General features: G+C 67.2%; 23 protein-coding genes. 9 read left to right on the plus strand and 14 right to left on the minus strand.

Features of this window, described 5'->3' with window-relative positions:
- Nucleotides 1–89 precede the first annotated feature (89 nt).
- The 5 genes from I2487_RS12125 to I2487_RS12145 form a co-directional block, all read right to left on the minus strand.
- Nucleotides 90–1,097 (minus strand): ABC transporter substrate-binding protein, encoded by a 1,008-nt coding sequence (locus I2487_RS12125; protein ID WP_207169635.1) that lies wholly within the window; start codon nucleotides 1,095–1,097, stop codon nucleotides 90–92.
- Between the two features lie 97 nt (nucleotides 1,098–1,194).
- Nucleotides 1,195–1,668, minus strand: coding sequence for a MaoC family dehydratase (locus tag I2487_RS12130; protein ID WP_207169634.1), 474 nt, complete (start codon nucleotides 1,666–1,668; stop codon nucleotides 1,195–1,197).
- 138 nt (nucleotides 1,669–1,806) lie between these two features.
- Nucleotides 1,807–3,018: an acyl-CoA dehydrogenase family protein gene (locus tag I2487_RS12135; protein ID WP_255546325.1), complete on the minus strand. Its 1,212-nt coding sequence runs from the start codon at nucleotides 3,016–3,018 to the stop codon at nucleotides 1,807–1,809.
- Nucleotides 3,011–3,913, minus strand: a complete 903-nt coding sequence (locus I2487_RS12140) for an amidohydrolase family protein (RefSeq protein WP_207169633.1) — start codon at nucleotides 3,911–3,913, stop codon at nucleotides 3,011–3,013. Before I2487_RS12140 ends, I2487_RS12135 begins: the two co-directional genes overlap by 8 nt.
- An 83-nt stretch (nucleotides 3,914–3,996) precedes the next feature.
- Complete coding sequence (locus I2487_RS12145; protein ID WP_207169632.1) at nucleotides 3,997–4,920, minus strand: SDR family NAD(P)-dependent oxidoreductase; 924 nt, start codon at nucleotides 4,918–4,920, stop codon at nucleotides 3,997–3,999.
- Nucleotides 4,921–5,052: 132 nt separating this feature from the next.
- Between I2487_RS12145 and I2487_RS12150 the strand changes: the two genes are divergently transcribed.
- The gene (locus tag I2487_RS12150) at nucleotides 5,053–5,547 is read left to right on the plus strand and encodes a MarR family winged helix-turn-helix transcriptional regulator (protein WP_207169631.1); all 495 of its coding nucleotides are present in this window, start codon (nucleotides 5,053–5,055) and stop codon (nucleotides 5,545–5,547) included.
- A 39-nt stretch (nucleotides 5,548–5,586) separates the two neighbouring features.
- Here I2487_RS12150 and I2487_RS12155 read toward each other — a convergent pair whose 3' ends face one another.
- From I2487_RS12155 to I2487_RS12175, 5 genes are all read right to left on the minus strand, one after another.
- Nucleotides 5,587–6,402 carry an ABC transporter ATP-binding protein gene (locus tag I2487_RS12155; RefSeq protein ID WP_518523724.1) on the minus strand — a complete coding sequence of 272 codons (816 nt, stop codon included), beginning with the start codon at nucleotides 6,400–6,402 and terminating at the stop codon, nucleotides 5,587–5,589.
- A gap of 193 nt (nucleotides 6,403–6,595) precedes the next feature.
- The gene (locus I2487_RS12160; protein ID WP_207169629.1) at nucleotides 6,596–7,369 is read right to left on the minus strand and encodes an ABC transporter permease; all 774 of its coding nucleotides are present in this window, start codon (nucleotides 7,367–7,369) and stop codon (nucleotides 6,596–6,598) included.
- Nucleotides 7,366–8,415, minus strand: coding sequence for an ABC transporter permease (locus I2487_RS12165; protein ID WP_518523723.1), 1,050 nt, complete (start codon nucleotides 8,413–8,415; stop codon nucleotides 7,366–7,368). The genes I2487_RS12160 and I2487_RS12165 overlap by 4 nt, the downstream gene beginning before the upstream one ends.
- Nucleotides 8,416–8,661: 246 nt before the next feature.
- Nucleotides 8,662–10,500 carry an ABC transporter permease gene (locus tag I2487_RS12170; protein WP_255546328.1) on the minus strand — a complete coding sequence of 613 codons (1,839 nt, stop codon included), beginning with the start codon at nucleotides 10,498–10,500 and terminating at the stop codon, nucleotides 8,662–8,664.
- Complete coding sequence (locus I2487_RS12175; protein ID WP_207169628.1) at nucleotides 10,490–11,515, minus strand: ABC transporter ATP-binding protein; 1,026 nt, start codon at nucleotides 11,513–11,515, stop codon at nucleotides 10,490–10,492. Before I2487_RS12175 ends, I2487_RS12170 begins: the two co-directional genes overlap by 11 nt.
- Nucleotides 11,516–11,723: 208 nt before the next feature.
- Here I2487_RS12175 and I2487_RS12180 point away from each other — a divergent pair, with 208 nt between their 5' ends.
- From I2487_RS12180 to I2487_RS12195, 4 genes are all read left to right on the plus strand, one after another.
- On the plus strand, nucleotides 11,724–12,431 hold the full coding sequence (locus tag I2487_RS12180) for an ABC transporter ATP-binding protein (protein WP_036476763.1): 708 nt from the start codon (nucleotides 11,724–11,726) through the stop codon (nucleotides 12,429–12,431).
- A complete protein-coding gene (locus I2487_RS12185; RefSeq protein ID WP_207169627.1) occupies nucleotides 12,428–13,723 on the plus strand; it encodes an ABC transporter permease in 1,296 nt (431 codons plus the stop codon). The genes I2487_RS12180 and I2487_RS12185 overlap by 4 nt, the downstream gene beginning before the upstream one ends.
- 58 nt (nucleotides 13,724–13,781) lie before the next feature.
- Nucleotides 13,782–14,513 carry a hypothetical protein gene (locus I2487_RS12190; protein ID WP_207169626.1) on the plus strand — a complete coding sequence of 244 codons (732 nt, stop codon included), beginning with the start codon at nucleotides 13,782–13,784 and terminating at the stop codon, nucleotides 14,511–14,513.
- Between the two features lie 225 nt (nucleotides 14,514–14,738).
- Nucleotides 14,739–16,232, plus strand: coding sequence for an MFS transporter (locus tag I2487_RS12195; RefSeq protein ID WP_207169625.1), 1,494 nt, complete (start codon nucleotides 14,739–14,741; stop codon nucleotides 16,230–16,232).
- Here the strand turns inward: I2487_RS12195 and I2487_RS12200 are convergent.
- A complete protein-coding gene (locus I2487_RS12200; protein WP_207169624.1) occupies nucleotides 16,216–16,557 on the minus strand; it encodes a hypothetical protein in 342 nt (113 codons plus the stop codon). The two genes, I2487_RS12195 and I2487_RS12200, sit on opposite strands and share 17 nt — an antisense overlap.
- Nucleotides 16,558–16,722: 165 nt before the next feature.
- Here I2487_RS12200 and I2487_RS12205 point away from each other — a divergent pair, with 165 nt between their 5' ends.
- From I2487_RS12205 to I2487_RS12220, 4 genes are all read left to right on the plus strand, one after another.
- Nucleotides 16,723–17,358 (plus strand): hypothetical protein, encoded by a 636-nt coding sequence (locus I2487_RS12205; protein ID WP_207169623.1) that lies wholly within the window; start codon nucleotides 16,723–16,725, stop codon nucleotides 17,356–17,358.
- A gap of 209 nt (nucleotides 17,359–17,567) precedes the next feature.
- Nucleotides 17,568–18,329, plus strand: a complete 762-nt coding sequence (locus I2487_RS12210) for an exodeoxyribonuclease III (protein ID WP_518523725.1) — start codon at nucleotides 17,568–17,570, stop codon at nucleotides 18,327–18,329.
- Between the two features lie 60 nt (nucleotides 18,330–18,389).
- On the plus strand, nucleotides 18,390–19,430 hold the full coding sequence (gene trpS / locus I2487_RS12215) for a tryptophan--tRNA ligase (RefSeq protein ID WP_518523726.1): 1,041 nt from the start codon (nucleotides 18,390–18,392) through the stop codon (nucleotides 19,428–19,430).
- A gap of 31 nt (nucleotides 19,431–19,461) precedes the next feature.
- On the plus strand, nucleotides 19,462–20,571 hold the full coding sequence (locus I2487_RS12220) for a YhjD/YihY/BrkB family envelope integrity protein (protein WP_207169622.1): 1,110 nt from the start codon (nucleotides 19,462–19,464) through the stop codon (nucleotides 20,569–20,571).
- Nucleotides 20,572–20,599: 28 nt separating this feature from the next.
- On the opposite strand, the gene I2487_RS12225 is transcribed toward I2487_RS12220, so the two are convergent.
- From I2487_RS12225 to sdhA, 3 genes are all read right to left on the minus strand, one after another.
- Nucleotides 20,600–21,604, minus strand: coding sequence for a hypothetical protein (locus tag I2487_RS12225; RefSeq protein WP_207169621.1), 1,005 nt, complete (start codon nucleotides 21,602–21,604; stop codon nucleotides 20,600–20,602).
- Between the two features lie 95 nt (nucleotides 21,605–21,699).
- Entirely contained in the window at nucleotides 21,700–22,488 is a 789-nt protein-coding gene (locus tag I2487_RS12230; protein WP_207169620.1) for a succinate dehydrogenase iron-sulfur subunit, read from the minus strand.
- Nucleotides 22,488–24,275 carry a succinate dehydrogenase flavoprotein subunit gene (sdhA, locus tag I2487_RS12235; protein ID WP_207169619.1) on the minus strand — a complete coding sequence of 596 codons (1,788 nt, stop codon included), beginning with the start codon at nucleotides 24,273–24,275 and terminating at the stop codon, nucleotides 22,488–22,490. Before sdhA ends, I2487_RS12230 begins: the two co-directional genes overlap by 1 nt.
- Nucleotides 24,276–24,329 lie beyond the last annotated feature (54 nt).

Below are 24,329 nucleotides of genomic sequence, written 5' to 3' on the forward strand. Positions count from 1 at the left end.
TGGTGCGGTGTGAGAAGTGGTGGGATGAGAGCAGGTGGTGCTGGGTGGGTGGTGAGAGAGTTTCCCACCACCCACCCGGCAGGCGGCGTCTACTCGCCTTCGAAGTACAGCGTGGAGGTGTCCGGCTCGTCACTGATGAAGTCGAACTTCACCATGAGCGCCCCGGCCTCCTCGATCTGCTCTCTGCGGATCTCGCCGTCGAGCTCCTCCATGCGCAGATTCTCGGCTGCCTCCTCGGGCAGGTCGATGAACTCCGGAAGCATGGCGCGCACGCCCTCCTCGTCGGCCTCCGCGGCCTCCAGCGATTCGGTCATCGCATCGCTGAAGGCCTGGGCGACCTCAGGGTTCTCTTCGATGTACTCCCCGGAGCTGAAGCTCACCATGGTGGGCATGCCCGGGATCGAATCCTGGAAGGAGTAGCCGACCAGCTGATTGGCATCGTCGGCCAACGCGTTGCTCAAGAAGGGCTCGGGCACCCAGATCGCATCAGTATTGCCCTGTTCCAGCTGGGCCTGCATATCCGGGAACGGCATCTCGGAGAACTCCACGGCCGACGGGTCGCCGCCGGCCTGCTCCACGGATTCCATGATGGTCAGATCCCCCTGGGTCTGCAGCGCGTTGACCGAAACCGTGTTGCCCTCGAGATCGTCCCAGTCCTCGATCCCGCTCTCGGTGGTGGCGACCACGCCGGCGATGTCATCGCCCTCGGCCAAGGAGTTCGAGTAACCCGTGACGATCTTCATATCCAGTCCACGGCTGTTGGCGTTGAGCACCGAGTTGGGGTTGCCCACGCCAAACTGCAGCTGCTGGTTGCTCACGGCGGGCAGCATCGCGGCACCGGCGTTGGAGTCGGAGAGCTCGACGTCGAGCCCGTGCTCCTCGAAGATGCCGTTCTCGATGCCGTAATAGATCCCCACCGAGGGGGCGATGGGCAGCACGCCCACGGTGATCTCGGTCATCTCGCCGTTCTCGCTCGCGGTCTCGGCGCCATTGCCGTCCTCCTCTTCGTCCCCGGCCGGGGACCCCGAGCCGCAGGCGCTCAATGCCAGGATGCTGACCGCGGCGAGTCCGGTGATGGATGCGATGTTCTTCTTCATGACTGCTCCTTGAGGTGCGGGTCGCAGAACGGCGGCCCTCGATGGGTGTGACGTGTCGTTGAGCGGAGTGGGTGCAACAAAGATGCGCAGGTGCGGATCAGGGGTAGAAGCGCGCCAGGAAGGTCGCCACGACGGCGGGGCGCTCCTGGCCTTCGACCTCGAAGGTCGCGTCCACGACCAGGTGGAGGCCTCCGCCCTTGACCTCTTCGACGGCGCTGATGGTGCCGCGCATCCGCACCTTGGAGCCGACCTTCACCGGCGCGGTGAAGCGGACCTTGTCCAGTCCGTAGTTGAGCTTGGTGCTGACGTCGGCGACGTCGAAGAGCTCGCCCCAGAAGGGGATGATCAGGGACAGGGTGAGGAAGCCGTGGGCGATGGGCGCGCCGAACGGGCCGTCCTTGGCGCGCTCGGGATCCACGTGGATCCACTGGTGATCATCGGTGGCGTCGGCGAAGGTGTTGACCATCTCCTGGGTGATCTCGCGCCAGGCGGTCTCTCCCAGATCGGTGCCGGCCATCGTGCGGGCGTCCTCGAACGAGACGACGGTGCGGGCGGTGGGGGTGTCGGTCATGCTGCTCCTTGAGGTGGCGGGTGGTGGATTCACTGTGGGTACGGATGCGACTGTGAGAGTGCGTGTATGGGTGTGCTCTGGGTCACAATGGGTTGTGGATAGGCTTCGGCCCGGGCGAGAAGCCCCGGGCGGTCCCGGTCAGGTGAAGGCGCCCACCCCGGTCACGGCGCGCCCCACGATCAGCGCATTGATCTCGTGGGTGCCCTCGTAGGAGTAGATCGCCTCGGCGTCGGCGTGGAAGCGGGCGACGTCGGTGTCGAGCGTGATCCCGTTGCCGCCGCAGACCTCGCGGGCCAGTGCCACGGTCTCGCGCAGCCGCAGCGAGGTGTACATCTTGGCCAGCGCGGAGTTCTCGTCGCGGTAGATCCCGGCCGCCTGCTGCTCGGTGAGCTGGACGACCATGCCCAGCGCGGAGGTCAGGTTGCCCAGCATCACCGCGAGCTTCTCCTGGATCAGCTGGAATCCAGCGATGGGCCGGCCGAACTGCTCCCGGTGCGTGACATAGGCCAGGGCGGCCTCGTAGGCGCCGGCCATGGCCCCGGTGGCCATCCAGGCGACATCGGAGCGCATTCGGCGCAGGCATCCGGCGACGTCGGTGAAGCTGTTGATCTGCTGCAGCCGAGCGCTGTCCGGGACCCGGACCTGCCGGTAGCTGATGTCGGCGTTCTGCATGATCCGCAGCGAGGCCTTGCGCGGGATGACCTCCATGGAGACACCCGGTGCCGAGGTGGGCACCAGGAAGCACTTCACCTGCCCGTCCGCGGCGTCGCGGGCGAAGGTGGCGACGACGTCGGCGGCGATCGCTCCGCCGATCCAGCGTTTGGCGCCGTCGATGATCCAGTCCCCGGTCTCCGGGTCCTGGGTGGCGCTGGTGGCGAGACCGCCTGCGACATCGGAGCCGTGGTCGGGTTCGGTGAGCCCGAAGACCCCGGTCAGTTCATGGGAGACGATCTTGGCATCGAGCTCCCGCGCCTGCTGCGCGGAGCCGCCCATGGTGCAGACCGTCCGGAACAGACTGGCCTGCGCGTTGTAGTAGGTGGCGACATTGATGTCGCATCGGGTGAGCTCGAAGTTCCGGAAGCCCAGGAAGATGTCGCGGATTCCTTCTCCGGCCTCGCGCAGGGCGGGCGGGTCCATCAGCTCCAGGCCGCGCAGCGGGGCGATGATCTCGTCGGGGAAGCGCGCCTCGTCCCAGGCCGCGTTGAGGTGTGGATGGACCTGTTCGGCGAGCACCTCGCGCAGATCGGTGATCACGCGGCGCTCGGCGGTGCTGAGCCGTTCGGCGAAGCCATAGAGGTCCGACGGGATCACCGTGCCGGTGGCTCGGTCACGCATGGCTGGTTCACGCATCGCTGGCTCCCGCAGCATCGAGGCCGAGCAGCTTCACCGCATTGTCCTTCAGGATCTTGGGCCGGACCCCGTCCTTGATCGGCAGATCGGCGAAGGCGGCGAGCCACTTCTCCGGGGTGATCAACGGATAGTCGGTGCCGAAGAGCAGCTTCGCGGAGAGGATGTTGTTCGCGCTGCGGACCAGAGCCTCAGGGAAGTACTTCGGGGACCAGCCGGAGAGATCGATGTAGACATTGGACTTATGCGTCGCGATCGAGATCGCCTCGTCCTGCCAGGGCACCGAGGGGTGCGCCATGATGATCGGCAGCGCGGGGAAGTCCGCGGCGACGTCGTCGAGCAGCAGCGGGTTGGAGTACTTCAGCTTCAGCCCCGCCCCGCCGGGGGTGCCGGCGCCCATGCCGTTCTGTCCGGTGTGGAAGATCAGCGGCAGCCCGATCTCCTGCAGCGTCTCCCACAGCGGGTAGAACTGGCGGTCCGAGGGGTCGAATCCCTGCACCGTGGGATGGAATTTGAACCCGCGCACGCCCAGCTCCGCGGCCTGCCGCCGCGCCTCCTCGAGGGCCGCGGGGCCCGTGCGCGGGTCCACCGAGCCGAAGGGCAGCAGCACGTCGTTGTTGCGCAGGCACCCCGCCACCAGATCGTCGATGGAGTTCGGCGCGTGCTGCATCTGGGTGCGGGCGTCCACGGTGAAGACCACCGCCGCCATCCGGTGGGCCCGGTACACCTCCGCGATGCGATCGATCGACGGGGTCCGCTCGGCGGTCTTGAAGTACTTCGCCGAGGCCTCGAAGAACAGCTCGGGGAGGGCGCGATGCCCCTCGGCGTCCATCTCCAGGTGGACATGGGTGTCCACCGCCTCGATGGCCTGCACGTCGATGGCAGATCGGTAGCGCATCGGGGGGTTCCTCTCCTGTTCGGGCTGGGGCTGCGGTGCGGGCTGTTCCGGGTGTGTGTCCGGGGTGTGTGCCCCGGTGCGGACTAGCTGGTGGGCTGCAGCTCAGCGGGAAGCTCGGGCATGGACTCGCCCACGGACTGCAGGTGAGCGCCGAGGATCTCGCGGCCCTGGGCCTGCAGCGTCGCGTAGTCCCAGCCGCCGTCGTGGAACTCCTCGAGAACGGGCTCCGGGTGGCTCCAGACCTGCAGGCGGTCGCCGCCGGCGCCGATGACCTGTCCGGTGATGCCCTCCACGGCGTCGGAGGCCAGGAAGGCGACGACGCCGGCCGCGTCTTGGGCCGTGCCGAAGCCGAGACCCTTGCGGAAGAAGTCGGGCATGGGCTGGCCCTGCTCATCGGCCTCCACGGCCTTCTGGAAGTACGGCACGGTCTTGGTCATCGCGGTGGCGGCCACCGGGATCACGGCATTGACGCTGACTCCGGCGCGCTTGAACTCCAGCGCCCAGGTGCGCACCATGCCCACGATGCCGGCCTTGGCGGCGGCGTAGTTGGTCTGTCCGAAGTTTCCACGCTGACCGGTGGGGGAGCCGATGCACACGACCCTCCCGGCCACCCCCTCGGTCTTGAAGTGCTTGAACGCGGCCCGGACACAGGTGAAGGTGCCCTTAAGGTGAACGTTGATCACGGCGTCGAAGTCCTCATCGGACATCTTCAGCAACGACTTGTCGCGCAGGATCCCGGCGTTGGTGACCAGGATGTCGAGGCCGCCGAAGCTGGTCACCGCGGCGTCGACCAGCTCTTCGGCGGTCTCGGTGGAGCCCACCGGGGCCACCACGGCGACGGCGCGACCGCCGGCGGATTCGATTCCCGCCACGGCGGCGTCGGCAGTGGCCTGATCCACGTCGTTGATCACGACGGCGGCGCCCTGGGCGGCGAGTTCCTGGGCGTATGCGAGCCCCAGTCCGGCTCCGGACCCGGTCACGATGGCTACCTTGCCTTGTAACGACATAGTCTCTCCTTCTGTAAGGCCTCGCGGCCGCTGCTTACTGTGATCCATCTCACTTGCTAATATTGAGAAAGTCAATGATTTGTCTTCTCACCCGTTCAATCCCGCCCCCGGGAACCGCTGCTAGGAGAAACCATGCCCCCCTCGACCCCTGCCGACGCGGTGCGCGCATCGTCTCCGACCAAGCCGACGGCCGGAGGCGAGGAGCGTTTCCAGCGCTCCGACCTGGCCCAGGAGGTCGCCTTCCTCACCGCGCGTGCCCGGGGCCGGGGCAACGCCCTGGCCAATCGGCTGCTGGCCGACCTGGATCTGAAGGTGCGGCCGTTCTCCGTGTTGGCCATGGCGTGTTCTGGGACGAACCCCTCGCAGCGCGAGCTGGGCAGCTTCTTGGACCTCGACCCCAGCCAGGTGGTCGCGCTGGTCGACATGCTCGAGACGCGCGGCGCGATCCGCCGGGAGGCCGATCCGCGAGACCGGCGCTCCAAGATCCTGGTCGCCACCGAGGCCGGCCACGAGCTCTACGCCCAGGCGGTGCAGCGCACCCGCGAGGCCGAGGAGCAGACCCTGCACGCGCTGAGCCCGGCCGAGCGGGATCAGCTGCGCGAGCTGCTCTCACGAATCGTGTTCTGAGCCGCGCGGCTCGAGGGCGGCAGCTCCACGCCGTCGGGCCTATCGCATCGCGGCCGCCTCCTCGGGCCGGAAGCCCTTCTTCGCGAGCTGGATCTGCTCGTAGACGTGGTGGCGCAGCTCGGCGAAGCGCTGCGAGGATCTGGTCTCGAGCTGATCGCGCTCGGCCGGAAGGTCCACCAGCACGTCCTCCTGGATGATGGTGGGCGAGGAGGACAGGATGATGACCCGTTCGCCCAGGTAGACCGACTCGTCGATGTCGTGGGTCACGAAGAGCACCGAGACGCCGAGCTTCTTCCAGATGCCGCGGACCAGGTCCTCAAGGTCCGCGCGGGTCTGCGCATCCACTGCCGCGAAGGGCTCATCCATCAGCAGCACCTCCGGCTGATACGCCACCGCGCGGGCGATCGCCACGCGCTGCTGCATGCCGCCGGAGAGCTGCCAGGGGTAGGACTTCGGGACATGGGCCAGACCCACGGCCTCCAGGGCCTGTTCCACCGCCTCCTTCCGGGCGGCCTTCTCCATCCCCTGGTTCTTCAGCGGCAGCTCCACGTTCTCGGCCACCCGCAGCCACGGGAACAGGGATCGGCCGTATTCCTGGAAGACCACGGCCATCGACTTCGGCGGGCCGGTGACCTTCTGTCCGTGCAGGGTGACCTCGCCCGCGCTGGGGGCCATCAGCCCCGAGATGCACTTGAGCAGCGTGGTCTTGCCGGAGCCGGAGGGGCCCACCAGGCAGGCCAGCTGGCCCTTGGGCAGATCGAAGGTCAGGTTCCGCACCGCCTCGATGTCGCCGCCGTCGGTGTGGTAGACCTTCTTCAGGTTCTGCACCGAGAGCATCGGCTGCTCATCCGGCATGGTCCTGCCCACCGGGATCCTGCCGTCCGGGGTGTCTTGGATGCTGGACTGGCTGACCACGGGGTTCGTGGGCTGTGAGTGTTCGGAGGTCATCTCCGGGTCCCTTCTCTGGAAGTGCAGCGTGTGCATGGGTGCATCGTCTTTAGGAGTGCGTCGTCATGGGCGGCGTCGGCGCAGCCCGGGCGTGGCCGGCTCAGGCAGACTGCTCGATCTCGCGCAGCCCGTGGTACCAGCCCAGGATCCAGCGCTCGGCGAGCTGGAAGATGAACGAGAGCACCACCCCGATCAGTCCCAGCAGCACGATTCCGGACCACATCTCCGGGATGGCGAAGGAGCGCTGGAACTGCACGATGGCGAAGCCGAGCCCCTCGGTGGAGGCAAACATCTCCGAGATCACCATCAGGATCAGTGCGATCGAGAGCGACTGTCGGATGCCTGCCATGATCTGTGGCATGGCCGAGGGCAGGATCAGGTAGCGGACGGTGTTGACCCGGTTCATGCCATAGGTGCGGCTGGTATCTGCGAGCACCTCGTCCATGGACCGCACACCTTCGATCGTGTTGAGCAGGATCGGCCAGACCGCACCCAGCACGATCACCGAGACCTTCATCTCGTCGCCGATGCCGATCAGCAGCATGATTACCGGGATCAGCACCGGTGGTGGGATGGCTCGGAAGAACTCCAGCGTGGGTTCCAGCAGGGCGCGCAGCCAGCGGAAGGAGCCGATCAGCAGTCCGCCCACGATGCCGATCAGGATCGAGAGCGCGATGCCGATCATCAGTCTCCCCAGCGAGGGGAAGACGTCGCTGAGGAAGCGCTCGCTGGTCCAGGTCTCGAAAAAGGTCTCGATCAGCAGCTGCGGGGTAGGGACGAAGAAGCTGGCCTCGCCCAGCGTGGCGAGGAACCAGATGAAGATCAGGATCAGCGGAAGCGCCACGATGTGCAGCGAAGTACGGATATATGTCATGCCGCCACCTCCGTGCGGACCGAGGAATGCCAGGACAGGATCTTGCGCTCGATCATGCGCATGACCAGGTTGACCAGGACCCCGAGCAGGCCGGTTGCCAGCACGAGGGCGTACATGGAGACGTAGTTGCCTCCGGACTGGGCCCGGCTGATCTCAGCTCCCAGGCCTGGAGTGCCGATGATCAGTCCGGCGGTGATGGCCAGGATCAGCGCCACCGCGGCCGCGAGGCGAACACCGGTCATCACGTAGGGCAGTGCCGTCGGGAAGATCACGTAGCGTATCCGGGCGAGGGGCCCGAGGCCGTAGGAGCGGGCGGTGTTCATCGCGACCGAGTCGACATCGGCGACCCCGTAGAGCACCTGGATCAGCACCTGCCAGAAGCAGGCGTAGACGATCAGCATCAGGGCGGACTCGATGTCGGTGCCCAGGAGCAGCACCGCCAGCGGGATCAGCGCCACCGAGGGAACGGGGCGCAGGAACTCGATCGTGGAGTTCGTGAAGCGCCGCAGGAACGTCGGGGATCCGATGATGAAGCCCAGCACGGTGGCCAGCACCACCGCGATGATCATGCCCAGCGCCCAGGCCCGCATCGTGTCATACACCGAGACCCAGAAATCGGTCAGCCCGAAGTTGCTGATCAGTCCACCGATCGCCTCGGAGGCCGGGGGCATGAAGCGCGCATTGACCAATCCGGTCACCGGCAGGAGCTCCCAGGTCAGGAGCATGCCGACCACACCGGCAGCCCCGAGTGCCTTGGTGCTCCAGCCGCGTCGGCGTCGTCGTCGGGCGCGCCCTGGCCCGGAGGTCGTGGCGCGACCTGTGGCGCCGCTCTGCGCCACCGAGGTCAGTGGAGCGGCCGGGTCCGGACGCGTGGCGATGTCCAGCGCCGCCGAGGTCGAGACGTCGGTGTGCCGGCGGATGTCACCGCCTCGGCGGTCCGCGGCGGCAGAGGACTCCCAGCGGTGCAGCCGGTGGACCTCCTCCTCGCGGTTGCGTGGGGCGTCGCCACGAGGATCCAGCCCCGGGCTCGAGCTCTCATCAGTCATCTATGACTCCTTGTGCAAGGTTGCTCGGATCATCACAGTAAGGTCACCCAAACTGTGATGCAGAACACATCACCGCCAGAATAGGCCCCTGCGGCCAATAGTTCAAGAAGTCAATGATTGAGATTTTCAAGGACACGACCCCCCCCACCCACGCATTGAGGGGCGGATTCTCCGAGCATCTGAAGGGCCAGACGGCCTGAAACGCTCGTAGAATCCGCCCCTCAATGGGATGGGGTGGGGTGGGGCTCAGCGCAGGAAGAGCTTCTTCATCCGGTAGGTGGTCAGTGCGAGTCCGGCGACGATCATCACCAGGTAGTAGCCGATGTGCACCAGAGTCAGGCTGCTGAAGTCCCAGAACGCGATATCGCGCATGAGCTCCACGGCATGCCAGAGCGGCAGCGCCTGGATGAAGGCCTGGACTCCGGCGGGATAGACGCTGATCGGGAACAGCGTGGCCGAGAACAGGAACATCGGCATCAGCACCATCATCATCCAGTCCATCTGCTGGAACCGGGTCATGAACGAGGTCACCGCCATCCCGACCGAGGCGAAGCCCAGGGCGACGAAGAGCGCCGTGCACCACATCAGCACCGCTGCCAGCGGGTCGATCAGGCCGCCGACCAGCAGCACGCCGATGAAGCCCAGCGCATAGATCCCGCCGCGGAAGAGCGCCAGGCAGATCTCGCCGACCGCCACGTCTACAGGGCCCAGCGAGGTGGACATCATGGTCCGGTAGAGCTTGGTGATCTTGAGCTTGAAGAACACGTTCCAGGTGGAGTCGAAGATCGCGCCGTTCATCGCCGAGACCGCAAGCAGCGCCGGAGCGATGAATGCCGCGTAGCTGATCGTCCCGCCGCCGCCCAGGCCCACCTGTTCGGCGTCGACCCCGGCGATCATCGGGGAGATGCCCAGCCCGAAGGAGGTCAGGAACAGCACCGGCTCGAGCAGGCCGGAGAGGAAGATGACCCCGCGGTTGTTCCGGATCGCGGTCAGGCCGCGGCCGAACACCGCTCGGATGTTGCCGGAGTAGTAGTTCGCGCCGAACCCGCGGCGGAAGGCGATCCGGGGCAGCGCGGTGCTGGCCGGCGTGGTGCTGTCCGGCGTAGTGGCTGTCCCGGCGCCGGCCGATCGGTCGACGTCGGCCGCATCCTTCACCGCGAGCCGGTCCTGACGCTTGGCGTCGGCCTTGGCGCCCGGGGTGCGGCCCCGCCACTCTTCGAGTCCGAGCCGGCGGGTGAAGATCCGGACGGTGGCCAGCCAGGCCGCGACCGTGATCCCCAGCAGGTAGAGCACGTGGAGCAGGATCAGCCAGGCGGGGCTGGGCTGGCCGAAGGCGAGCACCCGGCCCAGCTCGTTGGCATGCCAGATGGGGGAGAACCAGCCCAGCACCTGCAGGAACCCGGGAAGGTTGGTGAGCGGGTAGAAGGTTCCGGAGAACAGGAACAGCGGCATGATGACGAAGCGCTGGATCAGCGACATCTGCCCCTTCTCATCGCGCAGCGTGGACACATACGCCATGATCGGCAGTCCGATCGCCAGCCCGCCCAGCATGGCGCTGGCGATCATCAGCACACCCAGCGGGGAGCTGATGGCGCCGAAGAGGTAGAGCACCACGGTGAAGATGGCCGCATGGATGCCGAAGCGCACGCTGACCGCGAGGATGTGCCCGGAGGCGATCTGGCCCGGACTCAGCGGCGAGGCCTGGGCGCCGTAGTAGAGTCGGCGCCACTTGAAGCCCTCCATCACCGGGAAGGTGAACTCGATGCCCGCGGCCATGGCCACGGTGGAGGCGAGGATCGCCGGAGCGATGTACATCAGGTAGCTGCTCGCGCCGTACTCGGCGAAGTCGCCGCCCTCGCCCACCAGCACGCCCAGCCCCAGGCCCATGGCCAGGATGTACATGATCGGCTGGCTCACCGAGGAGAACAGGATCACGGTGCCATAGGCCCGCATGCTGCGCAGCGTGCGCTCGGCCTGGTGCAGCGCGCCGAAGCGTCGGGCCCGGCCGGCCATGGTCTGCTTGTCCGCGGCAGGGCTCACCGGCTGCTGCAGCTCAGGCTCCGCGGTGAGTCGATCAGTCGACAAGGGTTCTCCCGGTCAGTCGCAGGAAGACGTCCTCCAGGGAGGAACGACGTACCAGGGAGGTCATCGGGCGCAGTCCGGCGGCGTGGATCTGCTCCAGCGCTGACTCTGCGGAGCCGGCGTAGACCAGCAGCCGGTCCGGCAGCACCTCGACGTGGCTGAACCCGACGCCGCCACCGCCGCCGACCCCGACGCCTCCGTCGCCTGTGGCGCGACCCTCGGCCGCAGCGCCGTCGGCGCTCGCTGCGCCGGAGGAGAGCAGCGCGGTCAGCTGCTGGGCCTGCTCCTGGTTGCGGTCCATCCCGAAGCGCAGCTCCAGCACCTCCCGGGTCGAATGGTCGCGGATGAGCCCGGCAGGGGAGCCTTCCGCCATGATCCGACCCTCATCGACCACGATCAGGCGCTCGCAGAGCTGCTCGGCCTCGTCCATGTGATGGGTGGTGAGCACCAGCGTGGTTCCGGATTCACGCAGCCGGAACAGCCTGTCCCAGAGGATGTGTCGGGCCTGCGGGTCCAGCCCGGTGGTGGGCTCATCGAGCAGCAGGATCTCCGGCTCGTTGACCAGCGCGCGGGCGATGGTCAGCCGGCGCTTCATGCCCCCGGAGAGGTCCTCCACCCGGGCCGTGGCCTTGTGGCTGAGCTGGGCGAACTCCAGCAGCTCTTCGGTCTTGGCGTTGAGCCAGCGGCGCGGCAGCCCGAAGTAGCGGCCATACATGATGATGTTCTCCCGGACGCTGAGCTCCTCGTCCAGGTTGTCCTGCTGCGGGATCACCCCGAGCCGGGCTCGGACCTCGGGGCCGTTCTGCTCCGGGTCGAGTCCGGCCACCGACATCGTGCCGGCGCTGCGCGAGGCCACGGCGGCGATCATCCGCATGGTGGTGGACTTGCCCGCACCGTTGGGTCCGAGCAGGCCGAAGGACTCACCTCGGTTCACCGTGAAGTCGATGCCGTCCACGGCGGTGAAATCTCCGTAGCGCTTGGTCAGTCCTGTGGCGCGGATCGCATGTTCAACGGGCATGAGTGGCAGTGTACTCGTGGTGATGTCCCCTGGTGAGAGCGGGATCGACGCATTCTCGAAGAGTCGGTGCTCCGGGGGAGTTCATCCTTTGGGCCGATGCCCTCGGCGCCCTCATCCGGGAGAATGAGCAGGTAGTTTCAACCTCTGGCTGCCGAGCGGCCTCGCAGCAGGTCTCCGCAGCACCTCTGAACACGATGAAAGGTCATCAATGTCCACTCCAGTTCTCGAGACCGAGAACCTGGTCAAGGTCTATGGCAAGGGCGCCACCCGTTTCGACGCGCTCAAAGGCCTGACCTTTGAGATCCACGAGGGCGAATCCGTCGCCATCGTGGGGAAATCAGGTTCCGGCAAGTCCACCCTCATGCATCTGCTGGCACTTCTGGATGAGCCGACCTCCGGCGTCGTCGCGCTGGGCGGCGAGCCGGTGACCGCGCTGAAGCCTAAGAAGGTCTCCCAGCTGCGCAATGACACCTTCGGCTTCGTCTTCCAGCAGTTCTTCCTGAACCCCAACCAGACGGTGCTGGAGAACATCACCCTGCCGCTGAAGATCGCGGGGATGGGCAAGTCGGAGCGCAACCGCCGCGGCATGGAGGTCCTGGAGCAGCTGGACATGGCCGACAAGGCCAAGAACAAGGCGACCAACCTCTCCGGCGGTCAGAAGCAGCGCGCCTGCATCGCCCGCGCGCTGGTCAACAAGCCCACGGTGCTCTTCGCCGATGAGCCCACCGGCAACCTCGACACGGTGACCTCAGAGATCGTCGAGGACATCCTCTTCGGGCTGCACCGGGACCATGGCATCACCCTGGTGGTGGTCACCCATGATGAGGACCTGGCCGCGAAATGCCAGCGCCGGCTGATGATGCAGGACGGCGAGATCGTCACCGAAGAGCACGGCGCCACGGGGGTGCACGCATGAGGTCAGTCGACGTCGCGCGCACCGCGCTGGGCAATACCTTCCGCTCCAAGCTGCGCACCGCCCTGACGGTGGTCGCCATCGTCATCGGTTCCTTCACGCTGACCCTGACCTCAGGGCTCGGCGCCGGTGTCAACAAGTATGTCGACACCGTCGTCGCCGGCTTCGGCGGGTCCTCGCAGATGTTCGTGATGAGCACCGGAGCCTCCGACGCCGAGCCCACCGATGGTCCGGCCGAATACGACCCGGAGGCCGCAGCGAGCACCGGTGGGATGTTCGGACCCGGCTCCGGCGGCGGAGTGCTCACCGACTCGGACATCGAGGAGATCGAGCAGATCGAGAACGTCTCCTCCGTGGACCCGATGGTCTTCGTCTCACCCGATTTCATCGAGACCCCCGACGGCGCGCAGTACGACATGGAGCTCGACGTGCCGGCCAACGCGCTGGGACTCGAGCTCGAGGCTGGAGAGGCCCCCGGCGAAGACGGCATGGAGCTCAGCATCCCGGCGGACTGGCTCACCATCTTCGACACCGAAGATGCCGAGCAGGTCATCGGGGAGACCGTCGAGATCGGCATCAGCAACGTGACCGGCGAACAGTCCACGGTGGAGGCCGAGATCGTCGGCGTCTCCGAGGAGGCGCTCTCCGGCATCGGCGCCACCCCCATGCCCTCCCGTGAGCTGAATCAGCAGCTCAACGACCTCTCCATGGAGGGCTACGAGGGCCAGGCGCAGAACGCCTACACCATGGCGGTGGTCGATGTGGAGAACATCGAGGCCAACGAGCAGGGCGTCAAGGACGCCCTGATCGATCAGGACCTCCTCGGGCTGACCGTGGAGGACCAGATCGGTGCCGTCCAGGGCGTCATCGACGCGGTCTCCTGGGTGCTCTCCGGCTTCGGGCTGATCGCGCTGCTCGCGGCAAGCTTCGGCATCGTGAACACGCTGCTGATGTCGGTGCAGGAACGCACCCGAGAGATCGGCCTGATGAAGGCGCTGGGCATGTCCAGCGGGAAGGTCTTCGGACTCTTCTCCATGGAGGCCGTGGTCATCGGCATCCTGGGCTCGGTCATCGGTGTGGTGCTCGGGCTCGGAGCCGGGCTCGTCGGCAACGCCTGGCTCACCGGGGAAGGCGGGCCGCTGGGCGCGGTGGCCGGACTGACGCTCTTCGCGGTCGATCCGCTGGCGATCGCCGGGATCACCGCGCTGATCGTGTTCATCGCCTTCCTCGCCGGCACGCTGCCGGCGGCCCGAGCAGCGAAGAAGGACCCGATCGAGGCGCTTCGCTACGAGTGAGACCGTCCAACCGGGCCTAGAGTGATTCGTGAACACAACCAATGAACAAGGAGTCCACATGAGCAATCCTCCCTACGGAGACCAGCCCGGGGTCCCTGGCGGCCAGCCCGGCCAGCCCGGCCAGCCCGGCGGCTACGGCAACAACCCGTCGGGTGCTGAGCCGGGCGGCTTCCCCGGTGGCAGCCCCGGTGGCAACCCCGGTGGCAACCCCGCCGGCGGCTACGGCGGCCAGCCCGGCCAGCCCGGCGGCTACGGCCAGCCCGGCGGCTACGGCGAGGCCGCATCGAAGTACGGCACCGATCCGTATGCGCCGGGCAGCTACGGCGGACCGGTCGCAGAGCCCAAGAAGTACAGCCTGCTCAAGACGCTGACCCTGGTCTCGCTGGCGATCTACGTGCTGAGCTCGCTGCCGGGGCTGTTCCTCAGCGATGAGGCCACCCGGCAAGAGATGATCACCGGCATGGAGCAGCAGGGGATGACCGCGACCGAGGCGGCCGAGGCTGCGGACCTGTTCGGGGGGCTGCTGACCGGCTTCATCTGGGTCAGCCTCCTCGTGGGCATCGGGCTGTACCTGCTGGTGTTCTTCGGGCTCAAGAAGAACAAGAACTGGGCACGGATCACCGGCATCGTCTTCGCGATCCTGGGCATCCTGTTCACGCTGATCGGCGTCATCGGCGCCGACCCGCTGACCCTGGTGCTCGCGCTGGCCCACGTGGGCATCGCGGCCTATTGGCTGGTGCTGGCGTTCAGCACCGAGGTCAAGAGCTACCTGGCCCAGTTCCGCCGCTAGTCACAGTTCCGCCGTTAGTCACAGCTACGGCGTTAGTCACAGTCCGGCGGTGGTCACCGCCCGGTCCTACGGGGGCGCTCCTTCACGGGGCGCCCCCGTTGTGCGTCATGAGGGCGCCGTCAGTGTCTCGAGGGCGTCGTAAGTGTCTCGAGGGCGCCCCATGGCGGCATCACGTGGCCGGTCACAGGGCGCGCCGAGGTGGGGTGACGGGGATAAGGTGAGCTGGTGAACCAGACTTCGCCCACGGGCAGCTCGCGGCGGATGATGACGGCGATGTTCCTGCCGCTGTTCGCGGCGCTGCTGAGCATCAGCATCGTCAACGTCGCTCTTCCTGCCATCGAGGAGAGCCTCAGCGCCACCTCCGCGGATCTCCAATGGGTGCTCTCCGGATACGCGCTGGCCTTCGGCATGGCCCTGGTGCCTGCCGGCCGCGCAGGGGACCTCTGGGGCCGACGCGGTCTCTTCATGTTCGGGGTGGCGCTCTTCGGGATCGCCTCCCTGGGGGCCGCGCTGGCGATGAACCCGCTGGTGCTCAACATTGCACGGGTCTTCATGGGGCTCGCCGCCGGCGTCCTGACCCCACAGATCATCGGCATGATCCAACGGCTGTTCGCCGGACCCGCACGCGGGCGGGCCTACGGGATGATGGGCACCATCATCGGGGTCGCCGTGGCTGCCGGGCCCGCGCTGGGCGGGCTGATCATCGACACCACCGGATCGGACCTCGGCTGGCGGATGACCTTCCTGATCAACGTCCCGGTCACCACCGTCGCGCTGATCGCCATCGTGCGGTGGCTGCCGAAGAACCTGGACGACGCCGAGCCGGCCGGCCCGGCGGATCCCGAGCGCCTGCCCGAGGTCACCGCGTCGGCGGCGCCGGCCCGTGGCATCGCCCGGCTGGACCCGCTGGGTGTGGTGCTGCTCAGCATCGCGGTGCTGCTGCTGATGCTTCCCTTCATCGCTTTCCGCAGCCTGCTCGGCGGGCTTCTCGCCGTCGCCGGTCTGGGCGTTCTGGTGCTGTGGGCGCTCTGGGAGCGCCGGCTCGGGCGCCGCGATGCGGCGGCCCCGATGGTCAATCTGGCGCTGTTCACGCTGCCCAGCTACACGCTGAACTCGCTGGTGCTGGGCCTCTATTTCGCAGGCATGCCGGCCACCTGGGCGGTGGTGGCGGTCTACGTGCAGCAGGGCCGCGGCGAGGGCGCGCTGATCGCGGGGCTGGTCACGCTGCCCAGCGCGGCGATGGTCATGCTGCTCTCCTCACGGGTGGGACGCGCGGTGGAGCGCAAGGGTCCCCGGATGCTGGTCAGCGGGACCATCGCCGGGGTCCTCTCGATGCTCGCCCTGGCCGGTGCCGCCGCACTGATGGTGACCGACTACGGGTCGCTGTGGCTGATCGGAGCCGCGCTCGCAGTGGTCGGGCTCTCCCAGGCGCTGATCATTCCCAGCGCCCAGACGCTCTCGATGCGCGAGGTCCCCGAGTCGATGGCGGGCGCCGCCGGGGGAGTGGCGCAGACGGCCCAGCGGGTGTTCACCGCGATCGGGATCGCCGTGGTCACCGGGATCTACTTCTCGATCAGCGCCGAACAGGGCCACCAGGCAGCGATCGTGACCAGCTCGCTGGTGATCGCCGGACTGATGCTCACCTCGGTGGCGGCGGCGCTCTTCGCCGCCCGACGCGCCCGGCAGGCGCTTCAGTCGCAGGTCAGCGCAGGCGAGTGACCGCCCGAAGGTCCTTGCCGGTCACGTACGCGGGGGCGTCGGTGAAGATCTCGGCGCGCTCGGGGGAGTCCTCCCAGGCCCGCTCCGCCTCCGCGAACTCCTCACGATCGCCGAAACGGCTGACGAACCAGGTCAGCTCGTCCTTGCCGTCGGAGAGCCAGATCGACTCCACCGTGAATCCGCGCTCCTCCCGGGCCGGGATGACCCGCTTGGTCAAGAAGCTGACGAACTCATCCGCCAGCGCCGGGTCCAGCGTGTAGCGCCGCATGAACGTGGTGCGCTCAGGGGCATCCGCGGTGCGGGGAGTCTCGGGTAATGCGGCCATCAGGTCCTCCTGGATCGTCGGGACAGCTCGGGACACGTTCCCTGCCATCCTAAGAGACCCTGCCCTCACCTGGTGGGGCAGGTTTCATGCGGCCTCGGGCACCCGGCCCGTTCGGCACAGGGCGCGATTCGCCATCCGAGCCTGATCACAGGGATAATCAGGCGCATGAGTTCTCAGCAGTCACTGCCCACAGGTGGCGCATCTGGTGCGCAGGAAACCCTCAGGAACTTCGGCCGGAGGACCTCCGGCATCAGCTTCGCGGTGATGATCACCGTGCTGCTGGTGGCGCTGATCTTCGCCGCCAACCAGAACGACGTGATCGGCTGGATCATCGCCGTCGTCGCCGGCGGCTGGCTGCTGCTGGCCACCGTGCTGGTGATCTCGGTGCGCTCCGGGGCCAAGAAGTTCGGCCAGACCCTGGACTCCGCGCGCGCCGACGCCGCCTCCCGGCGTGCCGACACGCTCGGGGGCACCGCGGTGGTCGACGAGGACACCCACGCGCGGAACCTGAAGCTCGACCACTCCTTCAAGATCGTCCAGGTGCAGAAACGGGTGATCACCCAGGAGCTCGCCAAAGCCGAAGAGGCGGACCTGGCCATGGTGGAGCGGGCGCTCGACACCATCGAGATGACCGCCGGCAACGGTCGCGACATGCTCGCCGAGCACGTCGGGCGCGGCAGTCGCGACGCCGGGCAGGATTCCGGCGGCGAATCGGGCGAGCAGCGTGGCGACCAGTCGCGCCGCGCGAAGAAGCGCAACAACAACGACGATGAGCCGATCACCGGCGAGATCGTCAACTGAGAGGACCCGACGTGACCGAGACTTCCACAGGTACAGCCACGACCGCAGCGACTTCACCCGGCGCAGCGACTTCACCCGGCGCGGAGACCGCGGCGGAGGCACCAGACTTCGGCGAGCACCCGCACCGCATCATCGACCCCAAGCCTGCCGGGAAGACCCGGATCGCCTCGGTCAATGTCAACGGGATCCGCGCCGCGCACCGCAAGGGTATGGGCGAATGGCTGGCCGAGCGCGAGATCGACATCCTCGCGCTCCAAGAGGTCCGCGCCAACGAGGAGATCCTCACCAAGCTGGTCACCGACATGACCGAGCCCATGGGCGAGACCTGGCACGTCCACGAGTACGAGGCCGCCGACAAGGGCCGGGCCGGCGTCGCGATCATCTCGCGCAGCGCCCCCATCGCCACCCGCAACGGGATCGGCGACGGCCACCCCGAGGACGAGGGCCGCTGGATCGAAGCAGACTACGCCCTCGAAGACGGTTCCACGCTGACCGTGGTCAGCGTCTACGTGCACTCCGGCGAGGTGGGAACGCCCAAGCAGGAGCACAAGATGCGGTTCCTGCAGTACATGAGCGAGTACCTCCCGAGGCTTGCCGGGCGCACCGATCATCTGCTGGTCATGGGTGATCTCAACGTGGGTCACCGGGAGCTCGACATCAAGAACTGGAAGGGCAATGTGAAGAACTCCGGCTTCCTGCCCGAGGAGCGCGCCTATTTCGACCAGTACTTCCAGGACCTCGGCTACGTGGACGTCGCGCGTTCCCTGGCCGGCGAGGTCGAGGGGCCCTACACCTGGTGGTCCTACCGCGGGAAGGCCTTCGACAACGACACCGGCTGGCGGATCGACTACCATATGGCAACCCCGGGCCTGGCTGAGCTGGCCGGCAACCTGCGCGTGGACCGGGCGCAGGACTATTCGCTGCGCTGGTCCGATCACGCCCCGCTCGTCGTGGACTACCAGCTGCCCTGAGCCCGGCTTCACACCTGACGCTTCACGACTGGCGCCTGACCCTGACCCTGACGCACGACCCTGAACCCTGCCCGACGACACGAAGGAACTGCTGTGACTGAGCGCGTACTCTCCGGGATGCAGCCCTCGGCTGACTCCCTGCACCTGGGCAACTACCTTGGAGCGCTGGTCAACTGGGTGAAGATGCAGGAACGCTACGACGCCTTCTTCTTCATCCCGGACATGCACGCGATCACCGTCCCGCAGGATCCGGCCGAGCTGCGCACCCGGGTGCGCCGGACCGCCGCGCAGTATCTCGCGGGGGGCCTCGACGTCGAGCGCTCCACAGTGTTCGTGCAGTCCCACGTGCCGGAGCACGCGCAGCTGGGCTGGATCATGACCTGCCTGACCGGGATGGGCGAAGCCGCGCGGATGACCCAGTTCAAGGACAAGTCCGCCCGGCAGGGAGCCGACGCGGCCGGCGTCGGACTCTTCACCTACCCGATGCTGCAGGCGGCCGACATCCTGCTCTACCAGCCGCACGGGGTGCCGGTGGGGCACGATCAGAAGCAGCATGTGGAGCTCTCCCGCAACCTGGCTCAGCGCTTCAACCACCGCTATGGAGAGACCTTCCGAGTCCCCGAGCCGCTGATCCCGGAGACCGGCGCCCGGATCTATGACCTGCAGAACCCAACCGCGAAGATGTCCAAGTCCGCCGCCTCCCCGGCCGGGCTGCTGAACCTGATGGACACCGATAAGCAGATCGCGAAGAAGATCAAGTCTGCCGTGACCGACGACGGCGCCGAGATCCGGTTCGACCAGACCGAGAAGCCGGGGATCTCAAACCTGCTGAGCATTTACTCCGCGCTCACCGACCGGCCGGTGCAGCAGATCGTCGAGGAGTATCAGGGCCGAATGTATGGCCATCTGAAGGTGGAGCTGGCCGAGGTGGTCGTGGCGAGGCTCGGCCCGATCCGCGACCGCACCGAGGAGCTGCTCGAGGACCCGGCGCAGCTCGACGCGCTGCTGGCCACCGGTGCCGCGAAGGCCCGGGCCGTGGCGGGGGAGACCCTCGCGCAGGTCTATGACAGGATCGGCTTCCTCCCAGCGAGCCCGCAGTGAGCCTGCGCCGCAGCCGCGCGGGGAGCCCCGGGTGAGCGAGAACCCCTCCAGACTGCGCCCGCGGACCGGCGGTCACGGACTCATCGCCGGTCACGCGCGGGCCGCCGCGAAGGCGATGAATGACCGCGAGGAAGTCTCCGGGATGGTCAACCCGCTTGACCTGGAGGGGCTGCGCCGCCGCGAGGTCAAGGCCCGGCGTGCCTGGGGCCACGCCCGGCGGGAGGGTCGCGGCCGGGCTTCCATGTTCGGGCTGACCCTGTTCTGGGGGCTCACCCGCCTCGACACCACCCGCGGGATGCGGATCCTGAACCTCTTCCTGTTCCACTACGGCACGGTGATGGCCGCCGGCGCGGCCTACATGATGTTCTTCTCCGTCTCCGCCGCCCTGGTGGCGGGATTCTCCGTGGCAGGCCTGGTGATCGGCGGAGACCAGCAGCTGCAGGACACCATCGTGGAGCTGACCAACGACGCGCTGCCCGGGGTGATCGGCGAGGACGGGCTGGCCACGCAGGAACAGCTCTTCGACACCGATGGGTTCACACTCACCCTCGTGGTCTCACTTCTGGTCGCCGCGGTGGCCTCGCTGAGCTGGATCAACGGGCTCCGCGCCGGGATCCGGAGCATCTTCGACCGTCCGCTCATGGATGAGAACGTGCTGCTGGTGAAGTCCCGGGACCTCGGGGTGATGCTGCTGCTGGGCACGATGCTGCTGGCCGCCACGGCCACCAGCCTGCTCTCGGAGTCCGTGCTGAACTTCAGCGAAGAAGTGCTGAGCTGGAACCTGAACGTGCTTCAGGGACTGGTCGGCACCCTGATCACGCTCGCCGTGCCGCTGATCCTCGATGTGCTGGTCGCGGTCCTGATCTTCCGGGTCGCCTCACGTGTGGTGATGCCGGTCTCGGTGTTGTGGCGGGCGGCGCTGCTCGCCGCCGTCGGCTCCTCGGTGCTGCGCCAGCTCTCCACCTTCCTGCTCAGCGGGGTCGAGGGCGGAAACCTGATCGTGTCCTCCTTTGCCACGGTGCTGGGCTTCTTCGTCTACTTCTTCCTGCTCAGCCTGATCTACCTGCTCTGCGCAGCCTGGGCGGCGCTGGCCACCGACGCCCGCAGCCGCCGCCTGGGACCCGTGGCAGCCGCCCGCTGAGCAGGCGCTGAGCAGCAACTGGGACGAGTCAGCGCCGGACGGTGCGGGGGAAGAGCGAATCGACCACGTGGCGCGCCGCATCACGGGGCTGGCCGGACCAGGGGAAGTGGTGCATCGAGACCATCGGGCTGGCGTTGATCTCGAGCACCGAGGCAGGGTGGACGTCGTTCTCGCCGCGGGGCAGGAGCACATCGAATCCGACGATCCTCAGGCCGCGCAGCGCCTGGGAGGCCCGTTCCACGAGTTCTCGCTCCTCGTCTCGGATCTCCTCGGTGGCATCCACCGCATCGCCTCCGGTGTGCAGGTTCGACGTGCTCCGCAGGTAGATGCGCTGCTCCGCCTCCGGGACCGAGTCGGGCCGGTAGCCGTGGCACTGAAGATACTCCCGAGCGACCGCGTCGAGGATCAGATCCTTATGGATCGGGCCGCGGTCCCGGTTCTTCGCCGCGACCAGGTCACTGATGCTGGTCCTGCCGTCGCCCAACACGCTGGCCGGCCGGCGGCGTGTGACCGCGACCAGGGTGCCCTCCACGACCAGGCAACGGTGCTCCACCCCGGTGTAGAACTCCTCCACCAGGACCTGGCTGTTCGCAGCGGCGACGCGACGGAAGGCGCGGTGGAATTCGTCCTCGGTCTGCAGGCCGGCATGGACGTTCTCTCCCTGCCGGCCATTGTGCGGCTTGACCACGCTCTGGCCGAAGGAAGAGGCCCAGGCCCAGGCGCGGGACGATTCGGCGCCGGTGAAGACCGCGTTCTCCGGGGCGCTGATCTTGAGGTCGCGGAAGAGCCTGCTCGCCACGTCCTTATAGGAGGCGATCTTCTTGACCAGGTCGTCGTTGTGGTTCGTGCTTCCGCCTGCCCAGGTGCGCGAGCGGCCCTGGTGTTCGAGCACCATCCGGCGGCTCGTCGCGGCCTTGCGCACGGTGATGCCGCGGTCCAGCGCCTCCGCGGCGACCACGAGGTTCGTGAGGTTCCTGCCCCCTCCCACCCCGACGTCGCTCAGATGTCGGGCTGCCCGGTCGTATCTGTCCATGACCTCACCTAACCGCTTCCCGGCGTGGGATGCAAAAGAGGTGGGGCGGCGGGCGCCGCGATCGCGCCCGCCGCCCCACCTCGTGACCAGCGGGACTACATGCTGCGGCTCAGCACCGCACGCTTGACCTCTTGGATGGCCTTGGTGACCTCGATGCCGCGCGGGCAGGCGTCGGTGCAGTTGAAGGTGGTGCGGCAGCGCCACACGCCCTCTTTGTCGTTGAGGACCTCCAGGCGCATGTCGCCGGCGTCGTCGCGGGAGTCGAAGATGAACCGGTGCGCATTGACGATCGCTGCCGGACCGAAGTACTGCCCGTCGGTCCAGAAGACCGGGCAGGAGGAGGTGCAGGCGGCGCAGAGGATGCATTTGGTGGTGTCGTCGAAGCGCTCGCGCTCCTCGGGTGACTGGATCCGCTCCCCGGTCGGGGCCGGGGAATTGTTGACCATGAAGGGCATGATCTCGCGGTAGGACTGGAAGAACGGCTCCATGTCCACGATCAGGTCCTTCTCCACGGGCAGACCCTTGATCGGCTCGACCAGGACCGGCTTGGAGAGGTCCAGGTCCTTGAGCAGCACCTTGCAGGCCAGGCGGTTGCGACCGTTGATGCGCATGGCATCCGAGCCGCAGACGCCGTGGGCGCAGGAGCGGCGGAACGTGAGCGAGCCGTCGATCTCCCACTTGACCTTATGCAGCGCGTCGAGCACACGGTCGGTGCCGTACATGGTGACCGTCCACTCATCCCAGCGCGCCTCGTCGGAGAACTCCGGGTCATAGCGGCGCACCTGAAGGGTCACGTCGAAGCTGGGGACCTCGCCCCCGCCCCCGCTCTCCTTCATGTCGATCTTGGACGCAGGCTCTGCGGCTTCTTTGGTGGGAGTGCTCATCAGTACTTACGCTCCATCGGCTCGTAACGGGTGAAGACGACCGGCTTGGTGTCGGCGCGGATGCCGTTCGTGCCATCGGTCGAGGACTCAGGGTCCAGATACATCATCGAGTGGAGCATGAAGTTCTCATCATCACGCTCCGGGAAGTCCTCGCGGTAGTGTCCGCCGCGGGACTCCTTGCGGTGCAGGGCCGCCACCGTCATGACCTCGGCCATGTCGAGCAGGAATCCGAGCTCCACCGCCTCGAGCAGGTCCAGGTTGAAGCGCTTGCCCTTGTCCTGGATCTGCACGTTCTTATAGCGCAGGCGCAGGTCGGCGATGACCGCCAGGGCCTCCTTGATGGTCTCCTCGGAGCGGAACACCTGCATGTTCGCGTCCATGGTCTCCTGCAGCTCGGTACGCAGCGTCGACGTGCGCTCACCACCGGTGGAGGCGCGCATCGCGTTGAGCTGGTTCTCGGTGAACGCCGTCGGGTTCTCCGGGATGTCCACGAACTCTGCGGTGGAGGCGTACTCGGCGGCGGCCAGGCCGGCGCGCTTGCCGAACACGTTGATGTCCAGCAACGAGTTGGTGCCCAGGCGGTTGGATCCGTGGACCGAGACGCAGGCGACCTCGCCGGCGGCGTAGAGACCCGGAACCACGGTGTCGTTGTCCTGCAGCACCTCGGCGTTGACGTTGGTCGGCACCCCGCCCATGGCGTAGTGGCAGGTCGGGAAGACCGGCACCGGCTCGGTGTAGGGCTCCACACCGAGGTAGGTGCGGGCGAACTCGGTGATGTCGGGCAGCTTCGCATCGATGTGCGCCGGCTCCAGGTGGGTCAGGTCCAGGAGCACGTAGCCCTTGTTCGGACCCGCGCCGCGGCCTTCGCGCACCTCATTGGCCATCGACCGGGCGACGATGTCACGCGGGGCGAGGTCCTTGATCGTGGGGGCGTAGCGCTCCATGAAGCGTTCACCCTCGGAGTTGCGCAGGATCGCGCCCTCGCCGCGAGCGGCCTCGGAGAGCAGGATCCCCAGACCCGCCAGACCGGTGGGGTGGAACTGCACGAACTCCATGTCCTCCAGCGGGATGCCGGCCCGGTAGGCCAGCGCCATGCCATCGGCGGTCAGGGTGTGTGCGTTGGAGGTGGTCTTGAAGATCTTTCCGAGACCGCCGGTGGCGAAGACCACGGACTTGGCCTGGAAGACGTGGATCTCGCCGTTGGCCAGGTCATAGGAGACGACGCCGGCCGTCTTCTTCTGCATGTAGGTGGTGCCGTCTTCACGGGTCACCTCTTCATCCACGGTGAGCAGATCCAGCACGTAGTACTCGTTGTAGAACTCGACGTTGTGCTTCACGCAGTTCTGGTAGAGCGTCTGCAGGATCATGTGGCCGGTGCGGTCTGCGGCGTAGCAGGCGCGGCGCACGGCGGCCTTGCCGTGATCACGGGTGTGTCCGCCGAAGCGACGCTGATCGATCTTGCCCTCGGGGGTGCGGTTAAAGGGCAGCCCCATCTTCTCCAGGTCCAGCACGGCGTCGATGGCCTCCTTGGCCATGACCTCCGCTGCGTCCTGGTCCACCAGGTAGTCCCCACCCTTGACCGTGTCAAAGGTGTGCCACTCCCAGTTGTCCTCTTCGACGTTGGCCAGTGCGGCGCACATGCCGCCCTGGGCCGCGCCGGTGTGGGACCGGGTGGGGTAGAGCTTGGTCAGCACGGCGGTGTGCGCGCGCTGGCCGGACTCGATGGCCGCGCGCATTCCCGCGCCGCCGGCGCCGACGATGACGACGTCGTACTTGTGAACCTGCATCAGCTTGTGGCTCTCTTTTCTTGTTCGGAAGCATGAGAACGCGCAGATGTGCGC

This window comes from Nesterenkonia sp. E16_10 (assembly GCF_017347085.1).
GTDB lineage: Bacteria > Actinomycetota > Actinomycetes > Actinomycetales > Micrococcaceae > Nesterenkonia.